A 24,665-nucleotide genomic window follows, 5' to 3' on the forward strand; every position below is an offset into this window, starting at 1 on the left:
TAAAGGAAAAGAAAAAATGAGCAACATCGAAGAACGCGTAAAGAAAATCATTGTTGAACAGCTAGGTGTAGATGAAGCAGAAGTTAAAAACGAAGCTTCTTTCGTTGAAGATCTAGGTGCTGATTCTTTAGATACTGTTGAGCTGGTTATGGCTCTTGAAGAAGAATTCGACACTGAAATTCCTGACGAAGAAGCAGAGAAGATCACTACTGTTCAAGCTGCAATTGATTACGTAAATAGCGCTCAGTAATCTATCTCGCCAGGCGGCCTTCTGGCCGCCTGTGTTTTTTTGTCTCTACCCCTCTCATAGAATTGTTCAATTCCGGAGAAATGATTGTGTCCAAGCGTCGTGTCGTTGTCACTGGCATGGGAATGTTGTCACCAGTTGGCAACACAGTAGAATCTTCGTGGAAAGCCCTGCTAGAAGGTCAAAGTGGTATTACTAATATTGAGCACTTTGATACAAGTGATTTTTCAACTCGTTTCGCGGGTCTTGTCAAAGACTTTAACTGCGAAGATTACATGTCAAAAAAAGATGCCCGTAAAATGGATTTGTTTATCCAGTACGGTATCGCAGCTGGCATTCAAGCCCTAAATGATTCTGGTCTTGAGATTACAGAAGAAAACGCACCGCGAGTCGGTGTGGCTATCGGTTCAGGTATTGGTGGCTTAGACCTTATCGAAAAAGGTCATCAGGCACTGATGGAAAAAGGTCCTCGTAAAGTAAGTCCATTTTTTGTTCCTTCTACCATCGTTAATATGGTTGCAGGTAACCTTTCCATTATGTGTGGTCTTCGCGGTCCTAATATTGCGATTTCTACAGCATGTACAACTGGATTGCATAATATCGGTCATGCTGCCCGAATGATTGCATACGGTGATGCGGATGCAATGGTTGCCGGTGGTGCTGAGAAAGCCTCGACTCCACTGGGTATTGCTGGGTTTGGAGCTGCAAAAGCGTTATCAACACGTAATGATGAACCACAAAAAGCCTCCCGTCCCTGGGATAAAGACCGTGATGGCTTTGTTTTAGGTGATGGTGCAGGCGTTATCGTGCTGGAAGAGTACGAACAAGCAAAAGCTCGTGGTGCTAAAATTTATGCGGAACTTGTTGGCTTTGGGATGTCTGGTGATGCTTATCATATGACGAAACCAACAGATGATGGTTCCGGCGGTGCATTAGCCATGGAAGCGGCAATGCGTGATGCCGGTGTTTCCGGTACACAAATTGGCTATGTTAATGCACATGGGACATCAACGCCTGCCGGTGATATGGCTGAGTTACGTGGTGTCAAACGAGCACTGGGTGAAGATGGTTCTAAACAGGTATTAGTGTCGTCAACAAAATCAATGACAGGTCACCTTCTTGGTGCGGCCGGTTCAGTTGAAGCGATTATTACGATTATGTCTTTGGTTGATCAGATGGTACCTCCAACGATTAATCTGGATAACCCGGAAGACGATATTGATATCGATCTTGTTCCTCATACGGCTCGTCAAGTCGAAGGAATGGAGTACGCTATTTGTAACTCTTTTGGGTTCGGTGGAACAAATGGTTCACTGATCTTTAAGAAGATTTAATCTGCCAAACAAATTGGTTGATTCGCTTGTATCGAAACGGCTTAATGCGTAGCATTGAGCCGTTTCTTTTTTCAGGTAGGGTTAAATGTATTGGATTAATGGACAGGTTGCTGATTCAATTCCGTTAAATGATCGTTCATTTCAGTATGGGGATGGCTGCTTTTCTACCATACTGACTTGCAATGGTAAGCCTGATTTATGGGATTATCATTTAGAGCGAATGCAATCGACATTAACCCGGTTATCTATTGAATCTCCGGACTGGAAGCAGGTGAGTGATTGGATTAGCCAAATTGCATTTCCAGATACCAAAGCCGGCATTAAAATCCATATTAGCCGTGGTCAGGGCGGTCGGGGGTATAGTCCAAAGGGCATCTGTCAGTCACAAGTGACCATTAGCCGTTTCAGATATCCAGCTCATTATGGCTTATGGTGTGACTGTGGTGTTAAATTGGCCATCTGTAAAACCCGTCTTGGGTTGAATCCATTGCTTGCCGGGATGAAACATAACAACCGTCTGGAGCAGGTTCTGATTAAAAATGAACTGGATAAACAGGATGCGGATGATGGTATTGTATTGGATATTCATCAACGGGTTATTGAAACTTCAATGGCGAATGTTTTTTGGGTATCTGATGGTAAGCTGTGTACACCGAAATTAACGATGGCTGGTGTCGAAGGTGTAATGCGTCGCCACGTTATCCAAACCGTTGGCCAAGCATCATTATCCGTAAATGAAGGTGAGTTTTTGTTGTCGGATCTGCTCAATGCTGAAGAAATTTTTATTTGTAATTCACTGCTTGGGATCGCCCCTGTTATTCAGCTAGAAAGCCAAAATCAGTACTCTATTGGCTCTATTACCCGATATTTACAGGAACGGATTATAAAGTGATAAAGAAGTTAAGTATAAGCCTGTTGATTATTTTATTTTGTCTGGTCATCGGGGGGAAAGTTTATGTGCATTCCTGTGTTCAGACTTATCTTGAACAGCCATTGAAACTAGAAAAAAACGAATTATTCACGATAAAACGCGGCGTCTCTCTTCACTCTGCTTTGAATAATATGGCTCAGCGTCATTGGATCACGTCCTCCTGGGTTGCAAGGTTTTTGCATCGCCTGGAACCTGAACTTACCGCCATTAAAGCTGGTACTTATCAGTTAGCCCCGGATGAAACCTTAAAGCAGGCACTGGATGATCTTATCGCCGGTAATGAGCACCAGTTTTCCATTACTTTTGTTGAGGGGAGCCGTTTTTCCGAATGGCGTCAGAAACTGGCGAGCGAGTATGGTCTTGAGCATACGTTAAAAGGGGATACAGAAAAGCAAATAGCTGTAAAGCTCGGTATTGAAAAAAATAAGCTTGAAGGTCTTTTTTTAGCCGAAACTTACCATTTTACTGCCGGTACTAAAGATATTGATATTTTAAAACGTGCGCATACAAAACTGGAAGCGGTGTTATCGGATGCGTGGCAAGGCAGAAAAAAAGGATTGTCATTAAAGTCACCCTATGAAGCATTGATTCTGGCTTCTATTATTGAAAAAGAAACGTCAATAGAAAGCGAAAGAAAACAGATTGCGTCTGTCTTTATTAATCGTCTGAAAAAAGGAATGCGTTTACAAACCGATCCTACGGTTATTTATGGTATGGGAGATAAATATCATGGAAATATCCGCAAGAAAGATTTATTAACCCCGACTGCATATAATACATATGTTATTAAAGGGTTACCTCCTACACCAATTGCGATGCCGGGTAAGTTGTCCATTCAGGCTGCGTTACAGCCGGATGAGACTCATTATCTTTATTTCGTTGCGAGTGGTAAGGGAGGGCATGTATTTTCAAATACTCTGGCAGAACATAACCGGGCGGTTCACCGTTATCTTAAACAATTAAAAAAGAAAAATAACTGATGAAAGCTAAATTTATTGTTGTTGAAGGACTCGAAGGTGCGGGAAAAAGTACCGCTATACAGACTGTTGTCGGGGTTTTGCGTCGGTATGGAATTTCAGATATTGACAATACCCGTGAACCAGGCGGAACGGTGCTGGCTGAAAAAATGCGTGAGCTTGTTAAGCAGGATCATGAAGGTGAAGTTCTGCAGGATATGACCGAGCTTTTGCTGATGTATGCGGCCAGAGTGCAATTGGTGGAGAATGTGATTAAACCTTCGTTAGCGAAAGGCCACTGGGTTGTTGGCGATCGTCACGATATGTCTTCTCAGGCTTATCAGGGCGGTGGCCGAATGATCAGCTCAGGTACTTTGCAGTCGTTGCGGGATATTACTTTACGTGGATTCAGACCGGATTTGGTTTTGTATCTGGATATTGATCCTAAGATTGGGTTGGAAAGAGCAAGGGGCCGCGGTGAGCTGGATCGTATTGAGAAAATGGACCTCAGTTTTTTTGAGCGAACCAGAGCCGCTTATCTGGACATTGCTCACAAAGACAGTAATGTTGTCATTATTGATGCAGGCCAAGCGATAGATTGTGTCAGGGCTGATATCGAAGTAGCTCTTGAAAACTGGCTGAATTCTGAAAAGGTATAGTGGTATGTATCCCTGGTTGATTCCGGTTTGGCAGCAGTGGTTAGAATCAGTAAACCATAATCGTTTGTCTGCATCTACGCTGTTTGTTTCTGAAAAAGGGCTTGGTATTGAACAACTGCTCAAATCAGTTGTGAAAGGTATTTTGTGTCAGAATAGTAGTGAAGGCTGCGGTTTTTGTCACAGTTGTCAGCTACTGGAATCGGAATCTCACCCTGATTTCCATTCAATCCGGCCGGAAAAAGAGGGAAAATCAATCACGGTAGAGCAGATTCGCCATGCAAACCGGTTAGCGATTGAATCATCTCAGTTGGGCGGTTACAGGGTTATTTTGATTGAACCTGCAGAAGCAATGAATGAGTCAGCTGCAAATGCGTTACTAAAGACCTTAGAAGAGCCGGCAGAAAAATGTTGCTTTCTGCTTGTTACTAATCAAATGAGTCGTATTTTGCCTACCGTTTTAAGCCGGTGCAGAAAAGTGGCGCTGAGCACTCCAGATGTCAGGGAAACCATGAGCTGGTTGGAACAGCAGGGATGTGAGCAGGTTTTTCCGTATGTGGTGAAGATAAATCATTATGCGCCATTAGAAACGTATAAATTTTTGCAGCAAAACCTTGCATCTGAATTTTCTGAAACGGAAGCACAATTTTTATCTTTTCTGGACAAGCCTGTTATTCAGCTTACTTATTTGGTTCAGTTATTAAAATCCAATCCTATCAGGAACTTAACCTGGTTTTGGTATTCACTGACGGATGCCCTGAAAATTCATCAGGGTATCCATATGCCTGATTTTATACCGGAAAGTCAGGAAATTGCCCGTAAAGTGTCTTATGCTTTATTGCACAGGCAATTAAAGGCTCTAACAGTTGTCATTCATCAATTGTCTTCTCAGACAGGATTAAATGATGAATTATTGATCACAAATTGGTTATTAAATTTTATTGAGGACTCATGTTTGTAGATTCCCATTGTCATCTGGACAAACTCGATTATACGGAAAGACATGCCGATGTTGCCGATGTTTTAAAAAAAGCACAGGACGTAAATGTTGATCATGTTCTGTCGGTTGGGGTTACTCTGGATGCTTTCCCCAAGATGATAGAGTTAATTACTCCCTTTGATGCTGTTTCTGCTTCCTGTGGTGTTCATCCACTGGACGTTGAAAGTGAGTTTGCACTGGATACATTTAAAGAGTTTTGCCGGCATCCTCGTGTGGTTGCTGTTGGTGAAACCGGATTGGATTATCACTATAAGCCGGAAACGGCTGAGCTGCAAAAATTGAGATTCAGGCAGCAGGTCGAAGTCGCAACCGAATTAGATAAGCCACTGATTATACATACGCGCAATGCCAGACAGGATACACTTGATATTTTGCGTAAAGGGCATGCAGAAAAGTGTGGTGGAGTGATTCATTGTTTTACTGAGGATGAAGCTTTTGCCAATGCAGCGATGGATTTGGGCTTTTATATTTCAATATCCGGCATTGTGACTTTCAGACAAGCGACAGAACTGAAAGAAGTCGTTAAGAATTTGCCATTAGAAAGGTTGCTCATTGAAACGGATTCTCCTTATCTGGCTCCGGTTCCTCACAGAGGCAAAGAGAATCAACCGGCTTATGTTGTTGAAGTTGCTTCTTACCTTGCTCAGTTAAAAGGACTTTCTATTCAACAAGTGGCAGAACAAACATCTAATAATTTCAGAAAGCTTTTTTTAAAAGAAAAAATATGATTGGCATTTCTTTAATGCCATAGCTTTGGATTTTTTGAAAATTTCATCCTTTATATTTAAAAATTATTTTAAAAACAAAGTGTTATGTAGATATTATCTTGGTTGTTAATAAATCTGAAATTTCCGTTACAATTCTAACATTTGCCTTATTTGATTTTTGATGAAAAATTAGGTGTCTTTCTTATTAAATAACATATTAATCAATAAGTTGTATGTAGTTTTGGTATTTTGATTCACAAAATGCAACTGTGATCTGCATTTTATTTTAGAACTAAAATTAATTTGGCTATGGAAAAGTTGAGTGCGGTCAATATATATTTAGAGCCGAAAAATATAATGCGAACTATGGCATTAGCCATTTTTCACACTAAGTAAGACGCTGTGGGGGTGAGCTACTTAGTGTTCACAATAATATTAATTAGAACTTAATCAGGAGCATATGATGAAAGGCTTTTTCAGTAAGCTATCTCAATCAATTATGTTACCAATAGCGTTGTTACCTGCTGCAGGTATCATGCTAGGGATTGGTGGTAGTTTTACCAACCCGACAATGGTAACGGCATATGATATTGGCATTTTACAAGACGGCACGGTACTTAACAGTTTCCTTCAAATTATGACTGCCGCAGGTGGTATTGTATTTGCTAACTTGCCAGTAATGTTTGCAATCGCAGTTGCTATCGGTTTCGCCCGTACAGAAAAGGGTGCAGCTGGTCTGGCAGCCGTTATTTCTTTCTTGGTCATGAACGTTGCAATCGCAAAAACGTTGCAGGTTGCCGGAATGATCGATGGCGGTTCGGTTGTTTTAATGGGCGAAAAATACAATGGTGTGTTAGCAAATACTTTGGGTATTAGTAACACACTGAGTATGGGTGTATTTGGTGGTTTGATTGCGGGTGCTATTACCGTTATCCTTCATAACAAATACCATGATGCCAAATTACCTGATTATCTGGGTTTCTTCGGCGGCGCTCGTTTTGTACCAATTATCAGTGCATTTGCAGCATTGTTTTACGGTATTGCATTAACCTTTATCTGGCCATTCTTTGGTGCAGCTTTCGGTGCTATCGGTCACGCTCTTGGTGAACTGACTGCTTCCGGTCACGGTTATATTGCATCATTCCTGTTCGGTATCATCGAACGTTCTCTGATCCCAGTTGGTCTGCACCACGTGTTCTACTTGCCACTATGGCAGACAGAAATCGGTGGAACAGCGACGATTGCCGGTGAAGTTGTAAAAGGTACTCAGAACATCTTCTTCGCTTCTCTTGCCAGTGGTGATTTTTCACACTTCAGTTCAACTAACTTCATGACTGGTAAATTCTCGTTCATGATGTTTGGTTTGCCTGCTGCAGCTTATGCGATGTATACGCTTGCAGATGATGAAAACAAAGCGGCTGCCGGTGGTCTGTTATTCTCAGTTGCTCTGACTGCATTCCTGACCGGTATTACAGAACCTATTGAATTTACTTTCTTGTTCTTAGCTCCCGCGTTGTACTACTTCATCCATGTACCTTTGGCTGGTGTTTGTTTCATGCTGATGGATATGCTGGGTGTTAAAGTTGGTATGACGTTCTCTGGTGGTTTCATCGACTTCTCGTTATTCGGTATTCTACCGGGTGTGACAGGTGTTGATAACCACTGGTACTACATCATTGTTGTAGGTATCGCATACGCATTTATCTATTTCTTCCTGTTCCGCTGGTTTATCCTGAAGTACGACATTAAAACTCCGGGTCGTAAAGGAAGCGATGTTGCTGTGGTTACTAAGAAAGATTATCAGGCAGCAAAAGCAGCCGGTTCTGACAGTGCATTGGTTGAGAAAATGATCGAAGCTCTTGGTGGTGCTGATAACCTTGTTGACGTCGATGCATGTATTACACGTCTTCGTGTCACGGTTAAAGATGGTTCATTAGTGCAGGATAACAGCTACTGGACTCAGGAACTGGGTGCGAAAGGTTTGGTTAAAGTGGGTGACACTGGTATCCAGGCAATTTACGGTGCACAAGCTGCAACTTATAAAGCGCAAATCAATTCACGATTAGGTCGATAATGGGCTTTAAATTCAAATATCGGCGAATGGGGTCGTTTATACTCGACCTCGTTATTGTAAAGATCTTTGCCCAGGTGGGCATGGATCTTTATCTTGGGATCGTTGCCTATTTAGGTAAAGGTTCCGGTGTTTCTCTTTCATTCACCGACTCATTAGCATTACCTGTGTTACTGACTTTATATATAATGTTACTGCTGGTGTTTATCGGGGTTTATATGGGGTATCACTGGGTTTGTTATGCTTTTTTAAAGACATCATTATCCCGGTATTTCTTAGGACTTAAGGTTGTTTCGGATAAGGGGCAACCCCTTGAGAAAAGTCTTTATATGAGAAGGGAGTTTGAGAAAATTGTGTGGAGTGTTGCGACATTAGGGTTATATGTATTCTACTGTGGTGCACAATATCTGACGTTTTCAAACCCTCCCATGCATGATAAGAGAAATCATACGCAGGTAGTTGAATCTTAAATAAACGCCATTTTTACTTGTTTAATCCCTTCTCAGTGAGAAGGGATTTTTCTTTGTCTGTCATTCGTTGTTTTGTCTGTTTCTTCAAATTAGATTTACGTCTTACTGACATCTTTATTTGTTTCTCTTTTTACTCTGATAGTTTTAAAGAATATTGAATCCAGAGGAAGAGAATGGATGAAAAAGATAAAAATTACTGTAGCCGTTGGGGTCTTTTTTGCATTGACGACAAGCGTATTTGCCGCATCCGATAATAATTATATTGATCTTGCCGGAAATGATATTGCTGTTGGTATTGCTATCGATCAGGGATTAAGTGCTGTTCTGGAACTTAATGATCAGGTAAGAGTGACTGCCGGGACAAAAGGATTGGCGCTCGATTATATTTTGACTAGCGGGTGGTTTAGTAACCCTGACTTACCGGTTGAATGGTATGTGGGGGCAGGCGGTTGGTCTCTGTGGGATGATGATGATTACGGAGCAAGACTTCCGGTTGGTTTAAACTGGTCTTATACGAAAAATGTCAGTTTTTACGGTCAGTTGCAGCCACAGTATGATTTTGGTGATGATGATGAATTTGAGTTAGGTGTCTCAGCAGGCATCACGTATCGCTTTTAATCTATCTCTTTAAAATAAAGCCCGCAACATCAGTGCGGGCTTATTGGTTTATTGGAAATATTTAGTGTTTACTTGTTGCGATCTTCATGCAGATAATTGCGCCACCCCAGGTAAAACCTAAACCGATCACCATCATAACAATTGCTGAAAATTCCATTATTCATACTCCTTATATTTATATGCTTCCCCAAAGCCTGCGATGATCCAAAGAGCGAAAATAATAATCCAGCCCAGAGACAGATCATAGCCGCCATAGCCTTCAGTTAACAAGGTATGAACTTTCGTGACCAGAATAATCGCAAGGATAACAGGAGTAACGAAACGTAGGCATACATCAAACCAAACGCTAATTGTGAAATCTGAAATTGAGTTAACATATCGTCTGGTGTCTGAAATTTTTGCAATCCAGGTCATCAGCAAGATTTCAATTAAACAACAGCTGATGATACCGATATTGTTGGTAAAGTGATCGACAAGGTCAAGTAACAGCAGACCGCCATTTGTTGCGAATGCCATTGAAATAATGAAACCACATCCCAGAACAATATTGGCTGTTTTCTTACGTCCCCAGTGGAATTTGTCCATAATTGCAGAGACAACGGCTTCAAGAATTGAAATCAACGAGCTTAAACCAGCAACAACCAAAGCAAAGAACAATACCGGACCAAGAATGTATGGAGCGGGTAACAGGTTGATGGCTTCTGGCAGAGTAACAAAAGCAAGCCCCACACCAGCAGATACCACATCTGTAATGGCTTTACCCTGAACCTGAGCCATATAACCTAAAACAGAGAAGATCATGATACCGGCAAGGATAGAGAATCCACAGTTGATCAATACTGTCATAAATGCGTTATTGGTGACGTCAGATTTTTCAGGCAAATAACTTGAATAGGCCAGCATAATTGAGAAACCGATACTCAACGTATAGAAAATCTGGCCGTAAGCCGCTGCCCATACCTTCACATCCCAGATTTTGCTAAAGTCTGGTTTGAACATATAGTTCACACCATCAAGAGCTCCAGGCAGAACGATCATACGGGCAATCAAAGCAAGCACCATGACAAATAAAATTGGCATCATGATTTTTGACATTCTTTCAATACCAGCTTTAACGCCACCAACAATCGCAGCATAAGTGATTGCCCACGCAATTGCCATGACCAGTGCAATTTGCCACTGAACACTTCCCAAATTTGTTGGTGAATTATCACCAAGGTTCAGGTAAGTGCTAAAGAAGTAAGCATTGGTATCAGTTCCCCATCCTTGATTGAAAGACAGGACGAAATATGAGATAGCCCACCCTACAACCGCTACATAATAGACACCGATGGTAAAAGCGACACCAACCTGAAACCAGCCTAACCACTCAAATCGTTCATGAATTTTAGTTAAGGTTTTTGGTGCTGATCCCTTGTACTTTTGTCCCATGCTGAATTCCAGAATCATGAATGGGATACCTGCAGTGATCATGGCAAAAAGATAAGGGATAAAAAATGCGCCACCACCATTTTCATATGCCATGTATGGGAAACGCCAGATGTTTCCCAGGCCGATTGCAGATCCAACAGCCGCTAATATAAAACCGGCCCGGGATCCCCATTGTTCTCTCTTCATCGATTACTCCTTCAAAAATGTACTGAGTTATGAAGTCGTCTATTTATGCCAGATGACAAAGAAATAAATGGGTGCTTTACCATTATAAAAATGAACCATTATTTATATTTCTACTACTTTGTCTGTATTAGTTATAAGTACTGCAAAAATAGATAAACTCAGACTATTGCTCTTTATGTTTTGATGTGTGTTTGCGCTAGGTAATATCTTCGCCTGCGCTTAATGGTCGAGACTACATATTTCTCTTTTGAAAGGCAATAGATTGTAATTTTATTACTAAATTTTAAATTAGGTTTTTATTTTTATATTTTATTTATATATGGCGTTATTGTTTGTATTTTTTGTTAAATTTTGCTCTTGTCTCCATTAATTCTTTTATGTTTGAAATTAAATTTTGTCCTTTTGGTTAGGTTTTTATGCGTGAATATCCATTCTAGCTAGTGATTAACGTGGTTGATGGTGATTTCTGATGAGAGCGTATATGTTATTATACTTATATAAGTTGACAGAATATTATTCTGTTTAACTGTATTTATTATGCCTTTGATCACCTTATGAACACAGAATAAACTGGATACAGAATATCTAATATGCATCAGAATTCAAATGGCTATATAACAATACACCTTAATTGTGATCAATTGATCATATTTGTGAGTGTAAATGGATAGAAGTTGTCAGTTTCTATTTTTTATGTGTATGTTGAAATAGTTGTCTCAATGATAGGAGAAGAGTATGGACTTCGATATGAAATTCTCACTGGGTATTACTGCAGTGGTTTTTTTCTTCCTTATTGCCTACGGTGTCATTGCGATTGTTGCTTAGGCATTTTGATCACCAACAAACGCACAAAAAATAGTTTTTGTTCTTTGTGCGTTTTTTGTATTTGTCCAGAACAGCCGGCTTTTTTCTTACCTCATTCAGTTGTCTGAAATTTCTTTTGTCCCTTTATATTGAGTCTAATAAACGGGAAGTATTCTGATGCAGTTTGTAGCGCCTTCGACGTTTTGTATGTCGCCCTGAGTGATGATGACGATATCCCCAAACTCGAGATAATGTTGTTCTTTTAAATTGTCTATGGCTTCAAGTGCTACTTCGTAGCCTGAGTCCTGTTGACTATTAAAATATATGGGAATAACACCTCTATATAGCGAGCATCGGTTAAGAGTTCGTTCATTACTGGATAAGGCGAATATAGGAAGCTCCGAATTTAGCCGGGATGTCATTAATGCTGTACGGCCACCTTCGGTCATGCAGATCATGGCTTTAATGCCTTCCATATTATTGGCGGCAAAAATGGTCGATAGCGCAATGGTCTCTTGGGCAGTAATGAATAAATTATCAAAGCGATAAGTCTGCTGGCGTACTTCGGACATTTTTTCAGCACCGATACAAACGTCAGCCATCGCTTTTACTGTGGCAACCGGGTGTTTCCCGGCTGCGGTTTCACCGGATAACATCACGGCATCGGTTCCATCCAGAACGGCATTGGCAACATCCATGACTTCGGCCCGGGTTGGCATTGAATTTTCCATCATGGATTCCATCATCTGAGTCGCAGTGATAACAACTCGGTTCAATTCTTTGCTGCGTTTGATTAATTTTTTCTGTACACCAACTAATTCCGGGTCCCCAATTTCGACGCCCAGGTCTCCGCGGGCAACCATGATGACGTCCGAGGCCATTATTATGTCATCGATATTTTTACTATCGGCAACGGTTTCTGCTCGTTCAACTTTGGCGACAATTTTGGCTTCCAGTCCGGCATCTCTGGCTAGATCCCGGGCATATTTGATGTCTTCGCCCGTCCTCGGAAAAGAAACGGCCAGATAGTCTACTTTCAGTTCAGCTGCTGTAATAATGTCCTGTTTGTCTTTCTCTGTCAGAGCCTGTGCGGATAAGCCGCCGCCTTTTTTGTTGATGCCTTTGTTGTTGGATAGTTTTCCTCCAATGGTCACTCGCGTGTGAATTTTAGCTCCGTCTACCATAATAACTTTCAGTTGGATCCGTCCATCATCAAGAAGCAGAATATCATTCGGTTTTAAATCGTTTGGCAGCGCTTTATAATCGATACCAATACTTTCCTGATTACCATCACCTCGGGGTAAATCTGCATCAAGGGTGAATCTATCCCCGACCTCCAGAAAAATGTGGTTGTCCTTAAAGGTAGATATGCGGATTTTCGGGCCCTGTAAATCACCTAATATAGCAACTTGCTTGCCTAATTTTGCTGCAATTTCCCGGACTTTTCTTGCTCTTTGTTTATGTTCTTCTGGTGTGCCATGTGAGAAGTTCATCCTGACAACGTTAGCTCCGGCTTTGATAATCTCGGTTAAGTTATCACCAATATCTGTTGATGGGCCTAACGTTGTAACGATTTTAGTTCGACGTTTTCTATTTACCATCATTTTTTCCCAATTAGTGGTTTATAAGATACTATCTGATAAGTATATGCAAGATATTAAAACCTGCTTAATTTCAAAGATTGCTGGTCGATATTTGATCATATGACTGAAAGAAAAATGACGGGAATACAGTAACTTTTGAACAGAGACACAATATATCCAATTTGTACGTGATGATGGTCACGCTCGGTTACTAAATTACTTCACAATTTCTTCGCAAAGTAAAAAAATTACAGAGATTCAGTTTTGAGGAGAATGAGATGTATACGGCTCATCCGGGCCACGTTGATCATATTAAACAGGTTAATGCGGGACGGGTATATCAATTGATCGATCAGTATGGACCTATTTCCAGAATCGATTTATCCAAATTAAGTGATTTAGCGCCTGCAAGTATTACTAAAATTACGCGTGAACTCATTGCTGCTCACCTGATTCATGAAACCATTGTTCAGGAAGCATTAAGCCGGGGTCGGCCTGCGGTTGGTCTTCAGACCCGGAACGAAGGCTGGCAGTTTTTTTCGATAAGGCTTGGACGGGGTTACATGACGCTGGCTTTGCATGAGCTTGGCGGAGAAGTGTTGATTGACTCAAAAATTGAAATCCATGAAACGGATCAGGATGATTTACTTGCCCGTATTCTTCATGAAATTAATGAATTTTTCCAAACATATTCATCACATATGGAACGACTGACCAGTATAGCCATTACATTGCCAGGAGCAGTTAACGGAGAGAATGGTGTTGTCATGAAAATGCCATTTTATCAGGTTAAAGATTTTGCTCTAGGTGTCGAGATATATAAAGCGACAGGTGTACCTGTTTTTATTGCAAACGATACCAGAGCGTGGGCTCTGGCGGAAAAATTGTTTGGACATGCTCAGAATAGTGATAATTCTGTTTTGCTTTCTATTCATAATGGGTTATCTGCGGGTGTCATGGTTTCTGGCCGGGTTATGCAGGGTCGGTTTGGGAACATCGGAGACATGGGGCACATACAGGTTGATCCTATGGGAAAAATTTGCTCATGTGGTAAACGTGGCTGTTTTGATACGGTTGCCAGTTCCCAGGCTGTCAGGGAGGAAGTTAAATCCCGTATTGAATCGGGAGAGGTATCTGTTCTGAGTAGCTCAGACGAAATTACGCTGGAAGCAATTTGTCATGCAGCCTCTCAGGGAGACACTTTGTCTTGTGATGTGATAAGAAAGCTGGGGACTTATCTTGGGAAAGCGATCGCCATTCTGGTGAATATGTTTCACCCTGATAAGGTGCTTATCGGTGGTGTGATTAATCAGGCGAAAGAAGTGTTATATCCAAGTATGTTGCAGTGTATTTCGGATTTATGTCAGGAAGAAGATGTAAAAGCGCTGGATATTATGGAGTCCCGTTTTTATAAGCAGTCCACAATGCCGGGGGCAGCGTTAATAAAGCAAGCATTATTCGATGGCTCTTTATTGATGAAAGTGACAGAAGGGTGAATTATCTTTCTATCATTAACTGAAACTTTTCTACTCATATCCTAGATTTATCATAGGAAATGGTCCACAGTGTATAGGACAATATTCCTTGTTATAGTGTAAGGAATGATAGATAGTTCATACTTAACTGATGGTTATTATTTAGCTTAATCAAGTGAGTATATGGGTAGCCGGAAGTCTGGGTTACGGGTTGTTAAGTCTTTACGTCCATGGAAATTTCTATGTCCAGTGTATTAAATACGGTTGATCAGCGCACGAACTTAGTCGGAGAAAACCGGCTTGAGTTGCTTTTGTTTAGTCTGAATAGTCGGCAAACCTTTGCTATCAACGTTTTTAAAGTTAAAGAAGTAATAAAAGTCCCCGTTCTTACTAAGATGCCAGGAGCTCACCATAATATTATTGGGGTGGCTTCATTAAGAGGTGTATCGGTTCCTGTCATTGATTTAAGGAGCGCTATCGGCTTTCCCTATTCCGATTATGGCGAAAGTGAGCAAAATTTAATTGTTACGGAATATAACCGTTCTGTGCAGGGTTTTTTAGTCGGTCAGGTGAAACACATCATTAATACGGCATGGACTGAGATTCAGCCGCCTCCAAGAACTGCTGGTAGGGCAAATTATCTGACCGCGATTACCCAGATCAAAAATGTAGATCCACCGGAACTGGTTGAAATCATCGATGTTGAGAAGGTGCTCGCTGAGATTATTCATTACGATGTTTCTATATCACAGGAAGTCCTTGATGAGGAACTGGTGAGAGAAATGCACGGAAGGAAGGTGTTGATCGTCGATGATTCTTCCACTGCCAGAAATCAGGTCCGGGATACGTTATCTCAGTTAGGACTTGAGATTATAGAATGCCGGGATGGCAGAGAAGCATTGAACTTGCTGAAACGCTGGAGCGATGAAGGTAGAAAGGTAACAGATGAGTTGTTATTACTAATAACCGATGCTGAGATGCCAGAAATGGATGGTTACCGGCTTACTTACGAAATACGACAGGACGAACGGCTGAAGGATTTGCATGTTACACTGAATACGTCTTTAAGTGGCAGCTTCAACGAATCCATGGTGAAAAAGGTGGGATGTGACCGCTTTATTTCCAAGTTTCAGCCAGACATGTTAGTTGAGGTAGCACAGGACCGGCTGAGAGAGCTGTTAACAAAATCTTAGCCAATGGTTGTGTAAAAATTGTATCTTCCGGGATGGCCTTTCTGAGCCATCCCTTTTTATATTCCTCATTATATTCACTGTATTAATATAACATATTTAAGCAACCAAACACATATTATGTGTGCTAAGATATACATTGTATATTCTATAAAACTGATATTTGTTAGGAAAATACAGTTCAGTTCAAAAGTGTCTGGTTAATTTATTGATATTTAAGGTCTTAAAGTTCTGTTGGTGTGAGAGCAACATGATCATAAGGTAATAAAATTCTGGGGTATTTTGTAACTTATTTATATATGGATATGAATATGAAGCTTGCAAAAGAAGAATTGGCTGATTGTCATGATAAAAAAGAAATTTCGTTCACATGGAATCCGGGTAGCGATGAGTTTAGCATCGATGATAACCGGCTCAGTTTGATTTTGGGGATAACGTCGTCTATTTCGTCTGTTCAGGACTTTTTCGGAATTTTTTCCGATTCAAATAAGGCATTATTATTTAACTTATTTGAAAATGTTGTTGAAGGAAAAGAGCCGGACCCGATTAAGATTTGCCTGGTTAATCGGGTCTCCGGTATTAGTTTAGACTTAATTTCAGTAAAAAAAATTACTGAAAATCTTGTTGCCGGGGCTATGACGCCTTTGGTTTTGTCTCCTACTCATGAAGATGTCTCTTCGTTTTTCTATCAGATATTCGAAAACTGTCATCACGGTATTATTCTGGCAGATGAAGAAACACGTATCATCGCGTGTAATACTTATTATGAGCAATCTCTGGGTTATAAAGTCGATGAGCTGATCGGTAGAAAAACGTCAGTCTTCAATGCCGGTAAACATGGTCAGGTTTATTACCACGACATGTGGGAAAAACTGGACAAGCAGGGATACTGGAGTGGACTGATACTCAGTAAAGGTAAATCCGGTAATATTAAGCCACAGGAGCTTCTTATTCAGAGGTTGGTATCGGTCAGTAAGCACATTTACTATTTCGGGATGACCTATGACTTATCCGATAAACTTTACCGGGTCGCAGGTATTGAGCATGGAGGCATTGAGCTTCTGACGCAACTTCCCGGGGAAGATGAGTTCTTCTCAAAAATTCAGGATTTAGTTTCTGATTTGAAAGAAGAGCAGGGAATGCTGGTTCTTTCATTTGTGCCTCTGTTTGATAAACAGGACGAGTTTGAATACAAAAAACAACTTGCCAGTGCTTTAGCCTATTATGAACGTGAATGCGCTGCCGGTTTTATTAAGAAATCGGTGTTTACTATTGCTATCATTTATCAGTGTTCTGCCGATAAACCCCATGCAATGTCCATCTATGAAGCAATAAGAACGAGGTTTAATGAGATAAAAAGAAGAGTCTCTGCTGATGTTTACAGACATATTATGGATTGTACTATTGGTGTCTCCGTGCTTGGTCTGGATGCCAATAATGAAAACAAACTGATTTCTCATTCATTACAGGCTATGTATGAGAGGCATACGCAAAATAATAATAACATTTGTTTTTTTAACCGGACATTACATGAAAATGTGGAGCGACGTGAAGTTTTGGAGGAAATTGTCTCCAACTCGATTGAGTTCAAAACGCTTGAAGTGTTTTTCCAACCGGTAATTTGTACATCACAATGGCGTGTCTGTAAATTTGAAGCACTTTGTCGGTTTAAGGATTATAACGGAGATCTGCTGAATACTCAGGAAATGATCAGTATTGCCGAAGATATGGGACTGATATCTGAGTTGGATCTTGTTATGGCTGATAAAGCGATTGGTTACAGGGATGTTCTTGTCGAGATGTTCGGTGAAAATGTCGAACTGGCCATAAATATTTCTCTTAATTTTGAAAAACCACTGAAATCATTTTTTACTGATCTGCTGCAGGTTTTTAAAAGACACACTCGCCATTTACCGTATATCACAATAGAACTGACAGAGCCGGCTTATCTTGATTGCCAGATTAGGGCAAAAGAGAGCGATTTGCTGTTTGATCTCAGGGACAAAGGACTCAAAATTGCTATTGATGATTTTGGCACGGTTTCCTGCCTGAAAAACGGTCATTTTGATCTGCTTAAAATTGACAGGGAGGTGGTGAAGGATCTGACGAAGGATTCTGATAATTACCATATCGCTAAAATGGTCACTCAGTTAGCGCACACAATGAATATTGAAGTCGTTGCTGAGGGGGTTGAGAACAAGCAGGAAGCTGATGCACTGAATGACCTGAATGTGGATTATATGCAAGGTTTCTACTTTGAACGGCCTTTACCGATAAATGCGTTATCGGTTGATATTGATACGAAAGGTGAGAACCCGGTTCCGGCGTCAAATCTATTCAAACCAGAAAGAGAAGATGTGGATCTTATTGTTTATCCGCCAGTGCTATCGCCAGAGCAAACATTAGAAGCGGCTAAGGCTTTGTTTGATAATCACCCGTTCAGCACATTACCGGTTATCTTAGACCGGTACTGCGTCGGTATTATCACGAGAGAAATATTTAATTTATATTCTACCCCATCATTAGGAACGGATAGGGAAACCATGCAGGATTATCGATCACTGACGAAAGTGGTCAGTTCTATGATGGAATCGTCGATTACTAAAGTGAGTGAAACACTCAGCACTGATGAAATGTCTGAAAAAGTAAAACAAGGTCATCGGTTCCCGTGGGTTGTTGTCAATGATGCCGGAAAATATGTTGGCATTATCGATACGATGAGTATGGTCCATTATTTAAACGAGCAGTTAGTGGCGTCATGTTAAGCCGTTACAATCCCATCAATTATCTTTTCGTTCCGGAATAATTGATGGGATTTTTCACCGGCTATTTTAATTTAAACTGGTTAACTACAGAGACCAGTTTTTCGTTCATCTGAGAAATATCATGTGCCTGTTCGGATACCAGATTTCCGTTTGCACTGAGTTTTGTGACAATATCATTGATTGCCGACATATTCTGATTGATTTCTTCAGTGACACTGCTTTGTTCTTCTGCCGCAGTGGCAATCTGAATACTTAAATCTTTAACGTTGCTTATTTTATCGGTTAATTCGTAAAGAATGACATTGACTTCTTCTGTACTTTCAAAGGTTTCCTGACTGGTTTTTTGAGTGTTTTCCATTTGCTGGACAACATTCGCATTTCCTGAGAGTAAACGTTCCAATGCTTGTTCTATTTCTTCTGTACTGGATTGAGTCCGGCTGGCCAGGGCTCTGACTTCATCGGCTACGACGGCAAATCCACGTCCCTGTTCACCCGCTCTGGCGGCTTCAATGGCAGCGTTAAGAGCCAGAAGATTCGTTTGTTCTGCTATATCACCGATGACGCCGAGAATATTACTGATATTTGATGTTTCTTCGGTCATTTTTTTCATACTTTCGGATGTGCTACCAACGTTTTCAACCAGTTGAGAAACTTTTTCCTTGTCTTCACTTAATACTTTTATGGATTGCTCGCTGAGACCGGCGACATCCTGAGTTGAGGCGGAAGAATCACTGGCATTCTGAGCAACAGTACCGGCAGTCGCACTCAACTCCTCTATTGCCGTCACAACCTGCTCGGTTTCCTGTAGGTGCCGGTCAAGAACCTGAGTGTTGTCATCGCTGGTGGATTGTAGTTGGGATACGTTGCTTTTCAGCTCTGTCGATACCTGATCAATTTGCAGCATAAGCGATTGCAGTTGCTCAATAAATTTATTGATACCATTTGCAATTTGTCCAATTTCATCGGTACTGCTGACATTTAACCTCTGAGTCAGGTCTCCGTTACCACTGGATAAGCCCATAATGGTATCTTTTAATGCAATAATAGGCCGGTATAACGTGTTTAATACCAGAATAACAATAACGATGCTTAGAATAACTGAACCTAGTGTGTATAAGATGGCTTCATGCTTAATTTCTTCAATGGCCTCAAATACAACGCTTTTGTCAAGTCCAACGACTAAAAACCAGTTTTTATCGCCATATCTTAATTTTTCTGAAAACATGACTTTATCAACACCACTAAGGTTGTAATTAATGATATTCGAATCACTGGTTATGATTTGGTGAGTAATATCGGAAAGCTGACGGACAGAGGTCATTTTGTCTCCGGTTTTTAGTGCCGAAGAGGTGCTGGCCAGCACCGTTGAATTCTGATCCATAATAACGGCAGATGCCCCCTTGAGTGCTTTAAATTCCTGTACTGTTTCTTTTAAAATAGTGAGCGGAATATCGGCCAGAATAACCGTGTCCGGTCCGGCTTTTCTTCCGATGCTGACCATTAGTTTATTCGTTGCATCTTTATATGGAGCAGTATAAATAAGCCCGGACGAATTTATGGCCTGTGAAAACCAGGGTCTTTGGGTTGGGTTATATGACGGAGGATTTTTAAAATTTTTCCAGCCAGGAAGGGGATACGAACAATAAGCATCACCGGAAGTAAAACCGACGGTTAAATTTGCTATATCACCGGCTTTTGCTGCAACACGCATTCTTTCTGCATGATTGTCTGTGTAATTGTGATTTTCATAATCTTCGGCAATGTTATTAACCGTTGCCGATTTATTGGCAATGAATGCTTTTAGTTTATCGCGTTCAGCCCGGACTCTGTTTTGAGTTTCACTATAAAGATTCTTTTTAAATACGGAACTGATCGATTGATAATTGAGATAATTTGAAATCCCGACAGCTAAGGCTGTAATACCGACTAACGTCAGGATCAATGTTTTTTTAAAGCCCAATGTATTCATGAATTTCCTCAGATGTGTGTCCAACTAGATAAATTGTTATGATTTATTTTATAGAGGATAGATATGAAATAAGATGTATTGTTAAAATTTGCGTGTAATTGCTACGAAAAATAAGATTTGTCCGACAGTTTTTGGGAGTCATTGATAATGCCGGACAATTTTTTCAGACCCTAGGCTGTGCATCAATACATTGGCCATGAATATTTTTTCCTTCCGGTGCCATCAGATATAAATACAGCGGTATGATATCTTTCGGTGTTTTTAGTGTTTTCGGATCTTCAGATGGAAAAGCCTGGGCTCGCATACCGGTTCTGGTTGCACCGGGGTTGATGGCATTCACTTTGATTTGGGATTCTTTTAATTCATCTGCTAATACCTGCATCATTCCTTCAGTCGCAAATTTGGAAATGGAATACGTTCCCCATGATGCCCTGCCTACATGACCAACTGTGGAAGACGTAAATATAATACGGGCATCACTGGATTGGCGAAGCAGTGGAAGAATGGCCTGAGTCAGTAACAACTGGGCTCTGACATTCACCGACATAGCGTCATCGAACACATTAATGTCGATTTCTTCCAAAGGGGTAATGGTGCCCAGTAATCCGGCATTATGTAAAACACCATCAAGATGGCCGTGTTGTTCTCTGATGGTATCAGCAACCTGAAGGTAATCTTGTTTTTGTGCTGTCTGCATATTCAGTTGAATAACTGTTGGACGAGGATATCCAAGCGCTTCGATTTCTCCGGCTGTGTTGTTTAATTTGTCGGCTGTCCGGCTTAATAAAATAACGGTTGCACCATATTCAGCAAAGCTGATTGCAGCCTGTTTTCCTATTCCATCACCGGCACCAGTTACCAGAATTATCTTATTTTTAAGTGCTTCTTTCTTAACCGAATAGCTCACATTTATCTCCTTCTGTTATGATTTATATAACAACACAGGTACAATACACCAAATCACAAATAAGAGGATTAAAGCATTGGAATTTTTATTGGACTATGGCCTGTTTCTGGCCAAAATCGTGACGTTTGTTGCTGCAATAATTGCATTGCTTGTGGTTGTTAAAGCTGTAAATGGAAAAGGTCCAAAAGGCGAATTAGAAGTCACTGATCTGACGGAAAAAAATAAAGAAACCGTAAAGCATATGGAAGCCCATCTGCACGACGATGCCTACCTTAAAGCTCTGCATAAATTAGAGAAGAAAGAAAATAAAGCCAAAAATAAGTCGTCGGAAAAAGCGATGAAAAAGGCGGCTAAGGCCGGTAAACTGGAATCCGCCCGGGAACCCCATCTTTTTGTGCTTGAGTTTAAAGGCAGTATTGACGCGAAAGAAGTGTCGTCATTAAGGGAAGAAGTAACGGCGATTCTGGCAGTGGCGAAAGAAGGTGATGAAGTTCTGTTAAAATTGGAAACCGGTGGCGGTATGATTCATGGTTACGGGCTGGCTTCTTCTCAGTTAGACCGTATTCGTTCCGCAGGGCTTCCACTGACTATCGCGGTAGACAAAGTTGCAGCCAGTGGTGGGTATATGATGGCCTGTATTGCGGATAAAATTGTGTCCGCTCCGTTTGCTATTGTCGGTTCGATTGGCGTTATTGCACAGCTGCCAAACTTTAATAAATTATTGAAAAAGCATGACATTGACTATGAACAACTTACTGCCGGAGAATTTAAGCGTACACTGACCATTTTTGGGGAAAATACGGAAAAGGCCCGTGAAAAATTTAAGCAGGAACTGGAGGAAACTCATGGACTGTTTAAAGATTTTATCCGCGAACACCGTCCAAATCTTGATGTTGATAGTGTTGCAACCGGTGAGCACTGGTTTGGTACCAAAGCAAAAGAATTGGGGCTGGTGGATGAGATTAAAACATCCGATGATCTGATCGTTGATGCGTGTAAAGAAAAAACAGTGCTGGCGATTCAGTATGTTCAGAAGAAAAAACTGACAGACAAACTGGCCGGTGTTGCCGGTGAAGCGGCAGAAAACGTTTTTATGAGGCTGTTAAGTAAAGGTCAGCGTCCATTTATGTAATTAACTCATAAGGTATCAGCTTGAGAATGGCATGCTGATACCTTTTTATTTTTCCCCTCGGACTATCTCCTGTTTTTTTATTCTTTTTATCTTCCTTGTTTCATATGCATCTTTTTGTCATGATTTTATTGTATTTTCTAAACTTTAGCAGATAAGTGTCGACATTAACTGTAAGAAAAAAAATTCAGTTCATGGATGAGTGTACCGGGGAGTGTATGAAAAAATTAGGTTTGAAACAGATACTACTACTGTCTGTTTTGTCACTGGTTGGAATATCGGTGGCGATTTCCAGTTATATTTCTTATATAAAACAGGAAGAAAATTTATCGGAGCTGATCATTGATTCCAGCGATGAATTTGTTGCCGATCAGGTAAAAATTGTCGAACAGTTTATTAATGAAAAAGTGGATGGTTTGAGGGAGCTTGGCAAGATTTATCAGGATAAGGATCTTCCGGGAAAGGGCGCAAAAGATTACATCGGCCTGGCAAAAATCTTCGCCAGTACCATGAATACGGGCAGTTCTTTTATTGGTTTCGAATCTACCGGAAACGCATATTGGAACCTTACCAGCTCAAGCTGGCCTGATCATAAATTCGAAGACGATATCCGGAAAATGAGTTATTACCAGGATGGCCGAAAAGCCGTTGAACCGTCACTTACTGAACCTTATCCCGATGAAGCCGATCCCAGTATCTATTGGATAAGCATGGTCCAGAAGATAAAAGAAGGCATGATTGGCGCAGATATGCGGTTAGGTTTTCTAAATAAACTGGTGATTGATGCCGCAAAAGCAAAAGGGGCTTTAGTGTTAATTCTGAATCAGGATAGTACAGTGTTGGCATCGTCTTCCGAAGAAAAAGTGAAGTCGGGAGCGAAAGGGAACGAATTAGACTGGTTTAAAGGGATGGCTAATTCGGTTATCAATCATGAGAAAGCGATGATTGAGTATACTGATGGGCAGGATAAAGTCTTGTTCTCTCATAAGATCAAGGTGGCCGATAAAAACTGGTATTTTGTGTTAGTTGTTAATAAATCCGAAGTATTTCAGTCCTTAATTTCGGCCCGAAATACTTCGGTTATTACCGCTGTTGTTGCGATTTTCGTCAGTCTGATTGTGGCGTTTTTTGTTATTCAGTTTCTTTATCGGCCGATATTGTCTCTGAAGGCGATGATAGCCAGTCTATCGAATGGAGAAGGGGATTTGACGCAGCGGTTGGATGTAACATCGGATGATGATTTGGGGCAGATTGCGCATAATGTCAATCAGTTCATTGGCAATCTTCAGAAAATGATGCAGGAGATTCATCAGTCATCGCTCACTCTGGATGACAATATCAGCCAAATGAAACAGCTTTCTGAGAATAACTCGGCTATCCTGAACCACCATGTGGTTGAAACCGAGCAGGTGGTGACAGCGATTGAAGAAATGAACGCCACGGCAGAAGCGATGGCCACCGATATTGCTCATGCTTCCGACTTGGCTCAACAAACAAACACTAAGAGTAATGAATCCCGCGATATTATGACAAGCTCGCAGGAAAATATATCCGCTTTGATTGATGGCGTGGAAATGTCTGCTAAGTATGTGCAGAACATGAGTAAGGAAACCGAGAACATTGATTCCATTCTAACGGTGATTGGTGATATAGCCGGGCAGACGAACCTTTTGGCATTGAATGCGGCGATCGAAGCGGCTCGGGCCGGAGAGCAGGGACGTGGATTCGCGGTCGTGGCCGATGAAGTCCGAAATCTTGCAACCAGAACCATGTCGAGTACCGAGCAGATTGAAGAAGCATTATCCCGGTTATTAAAAGGCAGTAAGGATATTGTCGGGGCGATGGAACATACGAAGCAGAGAAGTCAGGAAACTGCGACGGAATCCGAAAATGTATTCAGCAGTCTGGAAGGTATTACTCAATCGATCACTGAAATTAACGATGTGAGTAGCCAGGTTGCAGCTGCAGCAGAAGAACAAAGTAGTGTGACTCATAATGTCAGAACGAATATGAGCTCCCTCAATGATATTGTGAACAATCTGGCTGAAAATGGAGAGAAAGCTCTGACCGGAATGAATGATATTACTAAAGTGAACCAGCAGTTAATTTCAATCGTGAAGCGCTTTAAATTATGATTCAGAAGAATGTACCCTGCAAATATGAAATAATATGAATAATAAACCCTGCCTAACTGGCAGGGTTTATTTCTTTATACAAGACATTGCTTTTTATCACA

The 24,665-nt window shown here is 41.0% G+C and carries 21 protein-coding genes; 16 read left to right on the plus strand and 5 right to left on the minus strand.

The annotated features are described in order from the left end of the window. Positions 1–16 precede the first annotated feature (16 nt). The 10 genes from acpP to LRQ06_RS12295 all read left to right on the plus strand — a co-directional run bounded on the left by acpP (position 17) and on the right by LRQ06_RS12295 (position 8,990). Entirely contained in the window at positions 17–250 is a 234-nt protein-coding gene (gene acpP, locus LRQ06_RS12250) for an acyl carrier protein (protein WP_014204679.1), read from the plus strand. A gap of 86 nt (positions 251–336) precedes the next feature. Beyond that, a complete protein-coding gene (gene fabF / locus LRQ06_RS12255) occupies positions 337–1,581 on the plus strand; it encodes a beta-ketoacyl-ACP synthase II (protein WP_232766736.1) in 1,245 nt (414 codons plus the stop codon). Between the two features lie 85 nt (positions 1,582–1,666). After that, complete coding sequence (gene pabC, locus LRQ06_RS12260) at positions 1,667–2,473, plus strand: aminodeoxychorismate lyase (RefSeq protein ID WP_232766737.1); 807 nt, start codon at positions 1,667–1,669, stop codon at positions 2,471–2,473. Beyond that, a complete protein-coding gene (gene mltG / locus LRQ06_RS12265) occupies positions 2,470–3,492 on the plus strand; it encodes an endolytic transglycosylase MltG (RefSeq protein WP_232766739.1) in 1,023 nt (340 codons plus the stop codon). Before pabC ends, mltG begins: the two co-directional genes overlap by 4 nt. Next, entirely contained in the window at positions 3,489–4,127 is a 639-nt protein-coding gene (gene tmk / locus LRQ06_RS12270; protein ID WP_232767179.1) for a dTMP kinase, read from the plus strand. Before mltG ends, tmk begins: the two co-directional genes overlap by 4 nt. Positions 4,128–4,131: 4 nt before the next feature. Then, positions 4,132–5,085, plus strand: coding sequence for a DNA polymerase III subunit delta' (holB, locus tag LRQ06_RS12275; RefSeq protein WP_232766741.1), 954 nt, complete (start codon positions 4,132–4,134; stop codon positions 5,083–5,085). Next, positions 5,076–5,852, plus strand: a complete 777-nt coding sequence (locus LRQ06_RS12280) for a TatD family hydrolase (protein ID WP_232766743.1) — start codon at positions 5,076–5,078, stop codon at positions 5,850–5,852. The genes holB and LRQ06_RS12280 overlap by 10 nt, the downstream gene beginning before the upstream one ends. Before the next feature lie 442 nt (positions 5,853–6,294). After that, the gene (locus LRQ06_RS12285) at positions 6,295–7,905 is read left to right on the plus strand and encodes a PTS transporter subunit EIIC (protein ID WP_232767181.1); all 1,611 of its coding nucleotides are present in this window, start codon (positions 6,295–6,297) and stop codon (positions 7,903–7,905) included. A 26-nt stretch (positions 7,906–7,931) separates the two neighbouring features. Then, a complete protein-coding gene (locus LRQ06_RS12290; RefSeq protein WP_257794100.1) occupies positions 7,932–8,372 on the plus strand; it encodes an RDD family protein in 441 nt (146 codons plus the stop codon). Positions 8,373–8,549: 177 nt separating this feature from the next. After that, a complete protein-coding gene (locus LRQ06_RS12295; protein ID WP_232766746.1) occupies positions 8,550–8,990 on the plus strand; it encodes a hypothetical protein in 441 nt (146 codons plus the stop codon). A 61-nt stretch (positions 8,991–9,051) separates the two neighbouring features. Here the strand turns inward: LRQ06_RS12295 and LRQ06_RS12300 are convergent, their stop codons facing one another. Next, the gene (locus LRQ06_RS12300) at positions 9,052–9,147 is read right to left on the minus strand and encodes a MetS family NSS transporter small subunit (protein WP_232766748.1); all 96 of its coding nucleotides are present in this window, start codon (positions 9,145–9,147) and stop codon (positions 9,052–9,054) included. After that, the gene (locus LRQ06_RS12305) at positions 9,147–10,607 is read right to left on the minus strand and encodes a sodium-dependent transporter (RefSeq protein WP_232766749.1); all 1,461 of its coding nucleotides are present in this window, start codon (positions 10,605–10,607) and stop codon (positions 9,147–9,149) included. The genes LRQ06_RS12300 and LRQ06_RS12305 overlap by 1 nt, the downstream gene beginning before the upstream one ends. Before the next feature lie 735 nt (positions 10,608–11,342). On the opposite strand from LRQ06_RS12305, the gene cydH reads away from it, so the two are divergent. After that, positions 11,343–11,432, plus strand: a complete 90-nt coding sequence (gene cydH / locus LRQ06_RS12310; protein ID WP_232766751.1) for a cytochrome bd-I oxidase subunit CydH — start codon at positions 11,343–11,345, stop codon at positions 11,430–11,432. Positions 11,433–11,566: 134 nt separating this feature from the next. Here the strand turns inward: cydH and pyk are convergent, their stop codons facing one another. After that, positions 11,567–13,012 carry a pyruvate kinase gene (gene pyk, locus LRQ06_RS12315; protein ID WP_232767183.1) on the minus strand — a complete coding sequence of 482 codons (1,446 nt, stop codon included), beginning with the start codon at positions 13,010–13,012 and terminating at the stop codon, positions 11,567–11,569. A gap of 260 nt (positions 13,013–13,272) precedes the next feature. Between pyk and mlc the strand changes: the two genes are divergently transcribed. The 3 genes from mlc to LRQ06_RS12330 all read left to right on the plus strand — a co-directional run bounded on the left by mlc (position 13,273) and on the right by LRQ06_RS12330 (position 18,424). Continuing rightward, entirely contained in the window at positions 13,273–14,490 is a 1,218-nt protein-coding gene (mlc, locus tag LRQ06_RS12320) for a sugar metabolism global transcriptional regulator Mlc (protein WP_232766754.1), read from the plus strand. A gap of 221 nt (positions 14,491–14,711) precedes the next feature. Beyond that, on the plus strand, positions 14,712–15,662 hold the full coding sequence (locus LRQ06_RS12325; RefSeq protein WP_232766756.1) for a chemotaxis protein CheV: 951 nt from the start codon (positions 14,712–14,714) through the stop codon (positions 15,660–15,662). 308 nt (positions 15,663–15,970) lie between these two features. After that, positions 15,971–18,424: an EAL domain-containing protein gene (locus LRQ06_RS12330; protein ID WP_232766758.1), complete on the plus strand. Its 2,454-nt coding sequence runs from the start codon at positions 15,971–15,973 to the stop codon at positions 18,422–18,424. Between the two features lie 61 nt (positions 18,425–18,485). Here the strand turns inward: LRQ06_RS12330 and LRQ06_RS12335 are convergent, their stop codons facing one another. Both LRQ06_RS12335 and LRQ06_RS12340 read right to left on the minus strand, forming a co-directional pair. Next, complete coding sequence (locus tag LRQ06_RS12335) at positions 18,486–20,393, minus strand: methyl-accepting chemotaxis protein (RefSeq protein ID WP_232766760.1); 1,908 nt, start codon at positions 20,391–20,393, stop codon at positions 18,486–18,488. A gap of 163 nt (positions 20,394–20,556) precedes the next feature. Next, entirely contained in the window at positions 20,557–21,300 is a 744-nt protein-coding gene (locus LRQ06_RS12340) for a YciK family oxidoreductase (protein WP_232766762.1), read from the minus strand. A gap of 76 nt (positions 21,301–21,376) precedes the next feature. Between LRQ06_RS12340 and sohB the strand changes: the two genes are divergently transcribed. Together sohB and LRQ06_RS12350 are read left to right on the plus strand one after the other, a co-directional pair. Continuing rightward, complete coding sequence (gene sohB, locus LRQ06_RS12345; protein WP_232766764.1) at positions 21,377–22,432, plus strand: protease SohB; 1,056 nt, start codon at positions 21,377–21,379, stop codon at positions 22,430–22,432. 215 nt (positions 22,433–22,647) lie between these two features. After that, entirely contained in the window at positions 22,648–24,564 is a 1,917-nt protein-coding gene (locus LRQ06_RS12350) for a methyl-accepting chemotaxis protein (protein ID WP_232766765.1), read from the plus strand. Positions 24,565–24,665: the final 101 nt, after the last annotated feature.

Source organism: Vibrio salinus (assembly GCF_021272385.1).
Taxonomy (GTDB): Bacteria; Pseudomonadota; Gammaproteobacteria; order Enterobacterales; family Vibrionaceae; genus Vibrio; species Vibrio salinus.

Excerpts from the sequence above, each read along its gene's own strand:
- acpP (WP_014204679.1), top strand. The coding sequence starts at position 17 with ATGAGCAACATCGAAGAACGCGTAAAGAAAATCATTGTTGAACAGCTA.
- pabC (WP_232766737.1), top strand. The coding sequence starts at position 1,667 with ATGTATTGGATTAATGGACAGGTTGCTGATTCAATTCCGTTAAATGAT.
- holB (WP_232766741.1), top strand. The coding sequence starts at position 4,132 with ATGTATCCCTGGTTGATTCCGGTTTGGCAGCAGTGGTTAGAATCAGTA.
- LRQ06_RS12280 (WP_232766743.1), top strand. The coding sequence starts at position 5,076 with ATGTTTGTAGATTCCCATTGTCATCTGGACAAACTCGATTATACGGAA.
- LRQ06_RS12285 (WP_232767181.1), top strand. The coding sequence starts at position 6,295 with ATGAAAGGCTTTTTCAGTAAGCTATCTCAATCAATTATGTTACCAATA.
- LRQ06_RS12290 (WP_257794100.1), top strand. The coding sequence starts at position 7,932 with ATGGGGTCGTTTATACTCGACCTCGTTATTGTAAAGATCTTTGCCCAG.
- LRQ06_RS12295 (WP_232766746.1), top strand. The coding sequence starts at position 8,550 with ATGAAAAAGATAAAAATTACTGTAGCCGTTGGGGTCTTTTTTGCATTG.
- LRQ06_RS12300 (WP_232766748.1), bottom strand. The coding sequence starts at position 9,147 with ATGGAATTTTCAGCAATTGTTATGATGGTGATCGGTTTAGGTTTTACC.
- LRQ06_RS12305 (WP_232766749.1), bottom strand. The coding sequence starts at position 10,607 with ATGAAGAGAGAACAATGGGGATCCCGGGCCGGTTTTATATTAGCGGCT.
- cydH (WP_232766751.1), top strand. The coding sequence starts at position 11,343 with ATGGACTTCGATATGAAATTCTCACTGGGTATTACTGCAGTGGTTTTT.
- pyk (WP_232767183.1), bottom strand. The coding sequence starts at position 13,012 with ATGGTAAATAGAAAACGTCGAACTAAAATCGTTACAACGTTAGGCCCA.
- mlc (WP_232766754.1), top strand. The coding sequence starts at position 13,273 with ATGTATACGGCTCATCCGGGCCACGTTGATCATATTAAACAGGTTAAT.
- LRQ06_RS12325 (WP_232766756.1), top strand. The coding sequence starts at position 14,712 with ATGTCCAGTGTATTAAATACGGTTGATCAGCGCACGAACTTAGTCGGA.
- LRQ06_RS12330 (WP_232766758.1), top strand. The coding sequence starts at position 15,971 with ATGAAGCTTGCAAAAGAAGAATTGGCTGATTGTCATGATAAAAAAGAA.
- LRQ06_RS12335 (WP_232766760.1), bottom strand. The coding sequence starts at position 20,393 with ATGAATACATTGGGCTTTAAAAAAACATTGATCCTGACGTTAGTCGGT.
- LRQ06_RS12350 (WP_232766765.1), top strand. The coding sequence starts at position 22,648 with ATGAAAAAATTAGGTTTGAAACAGATACTACTACTGTCTGTTTTGTCA.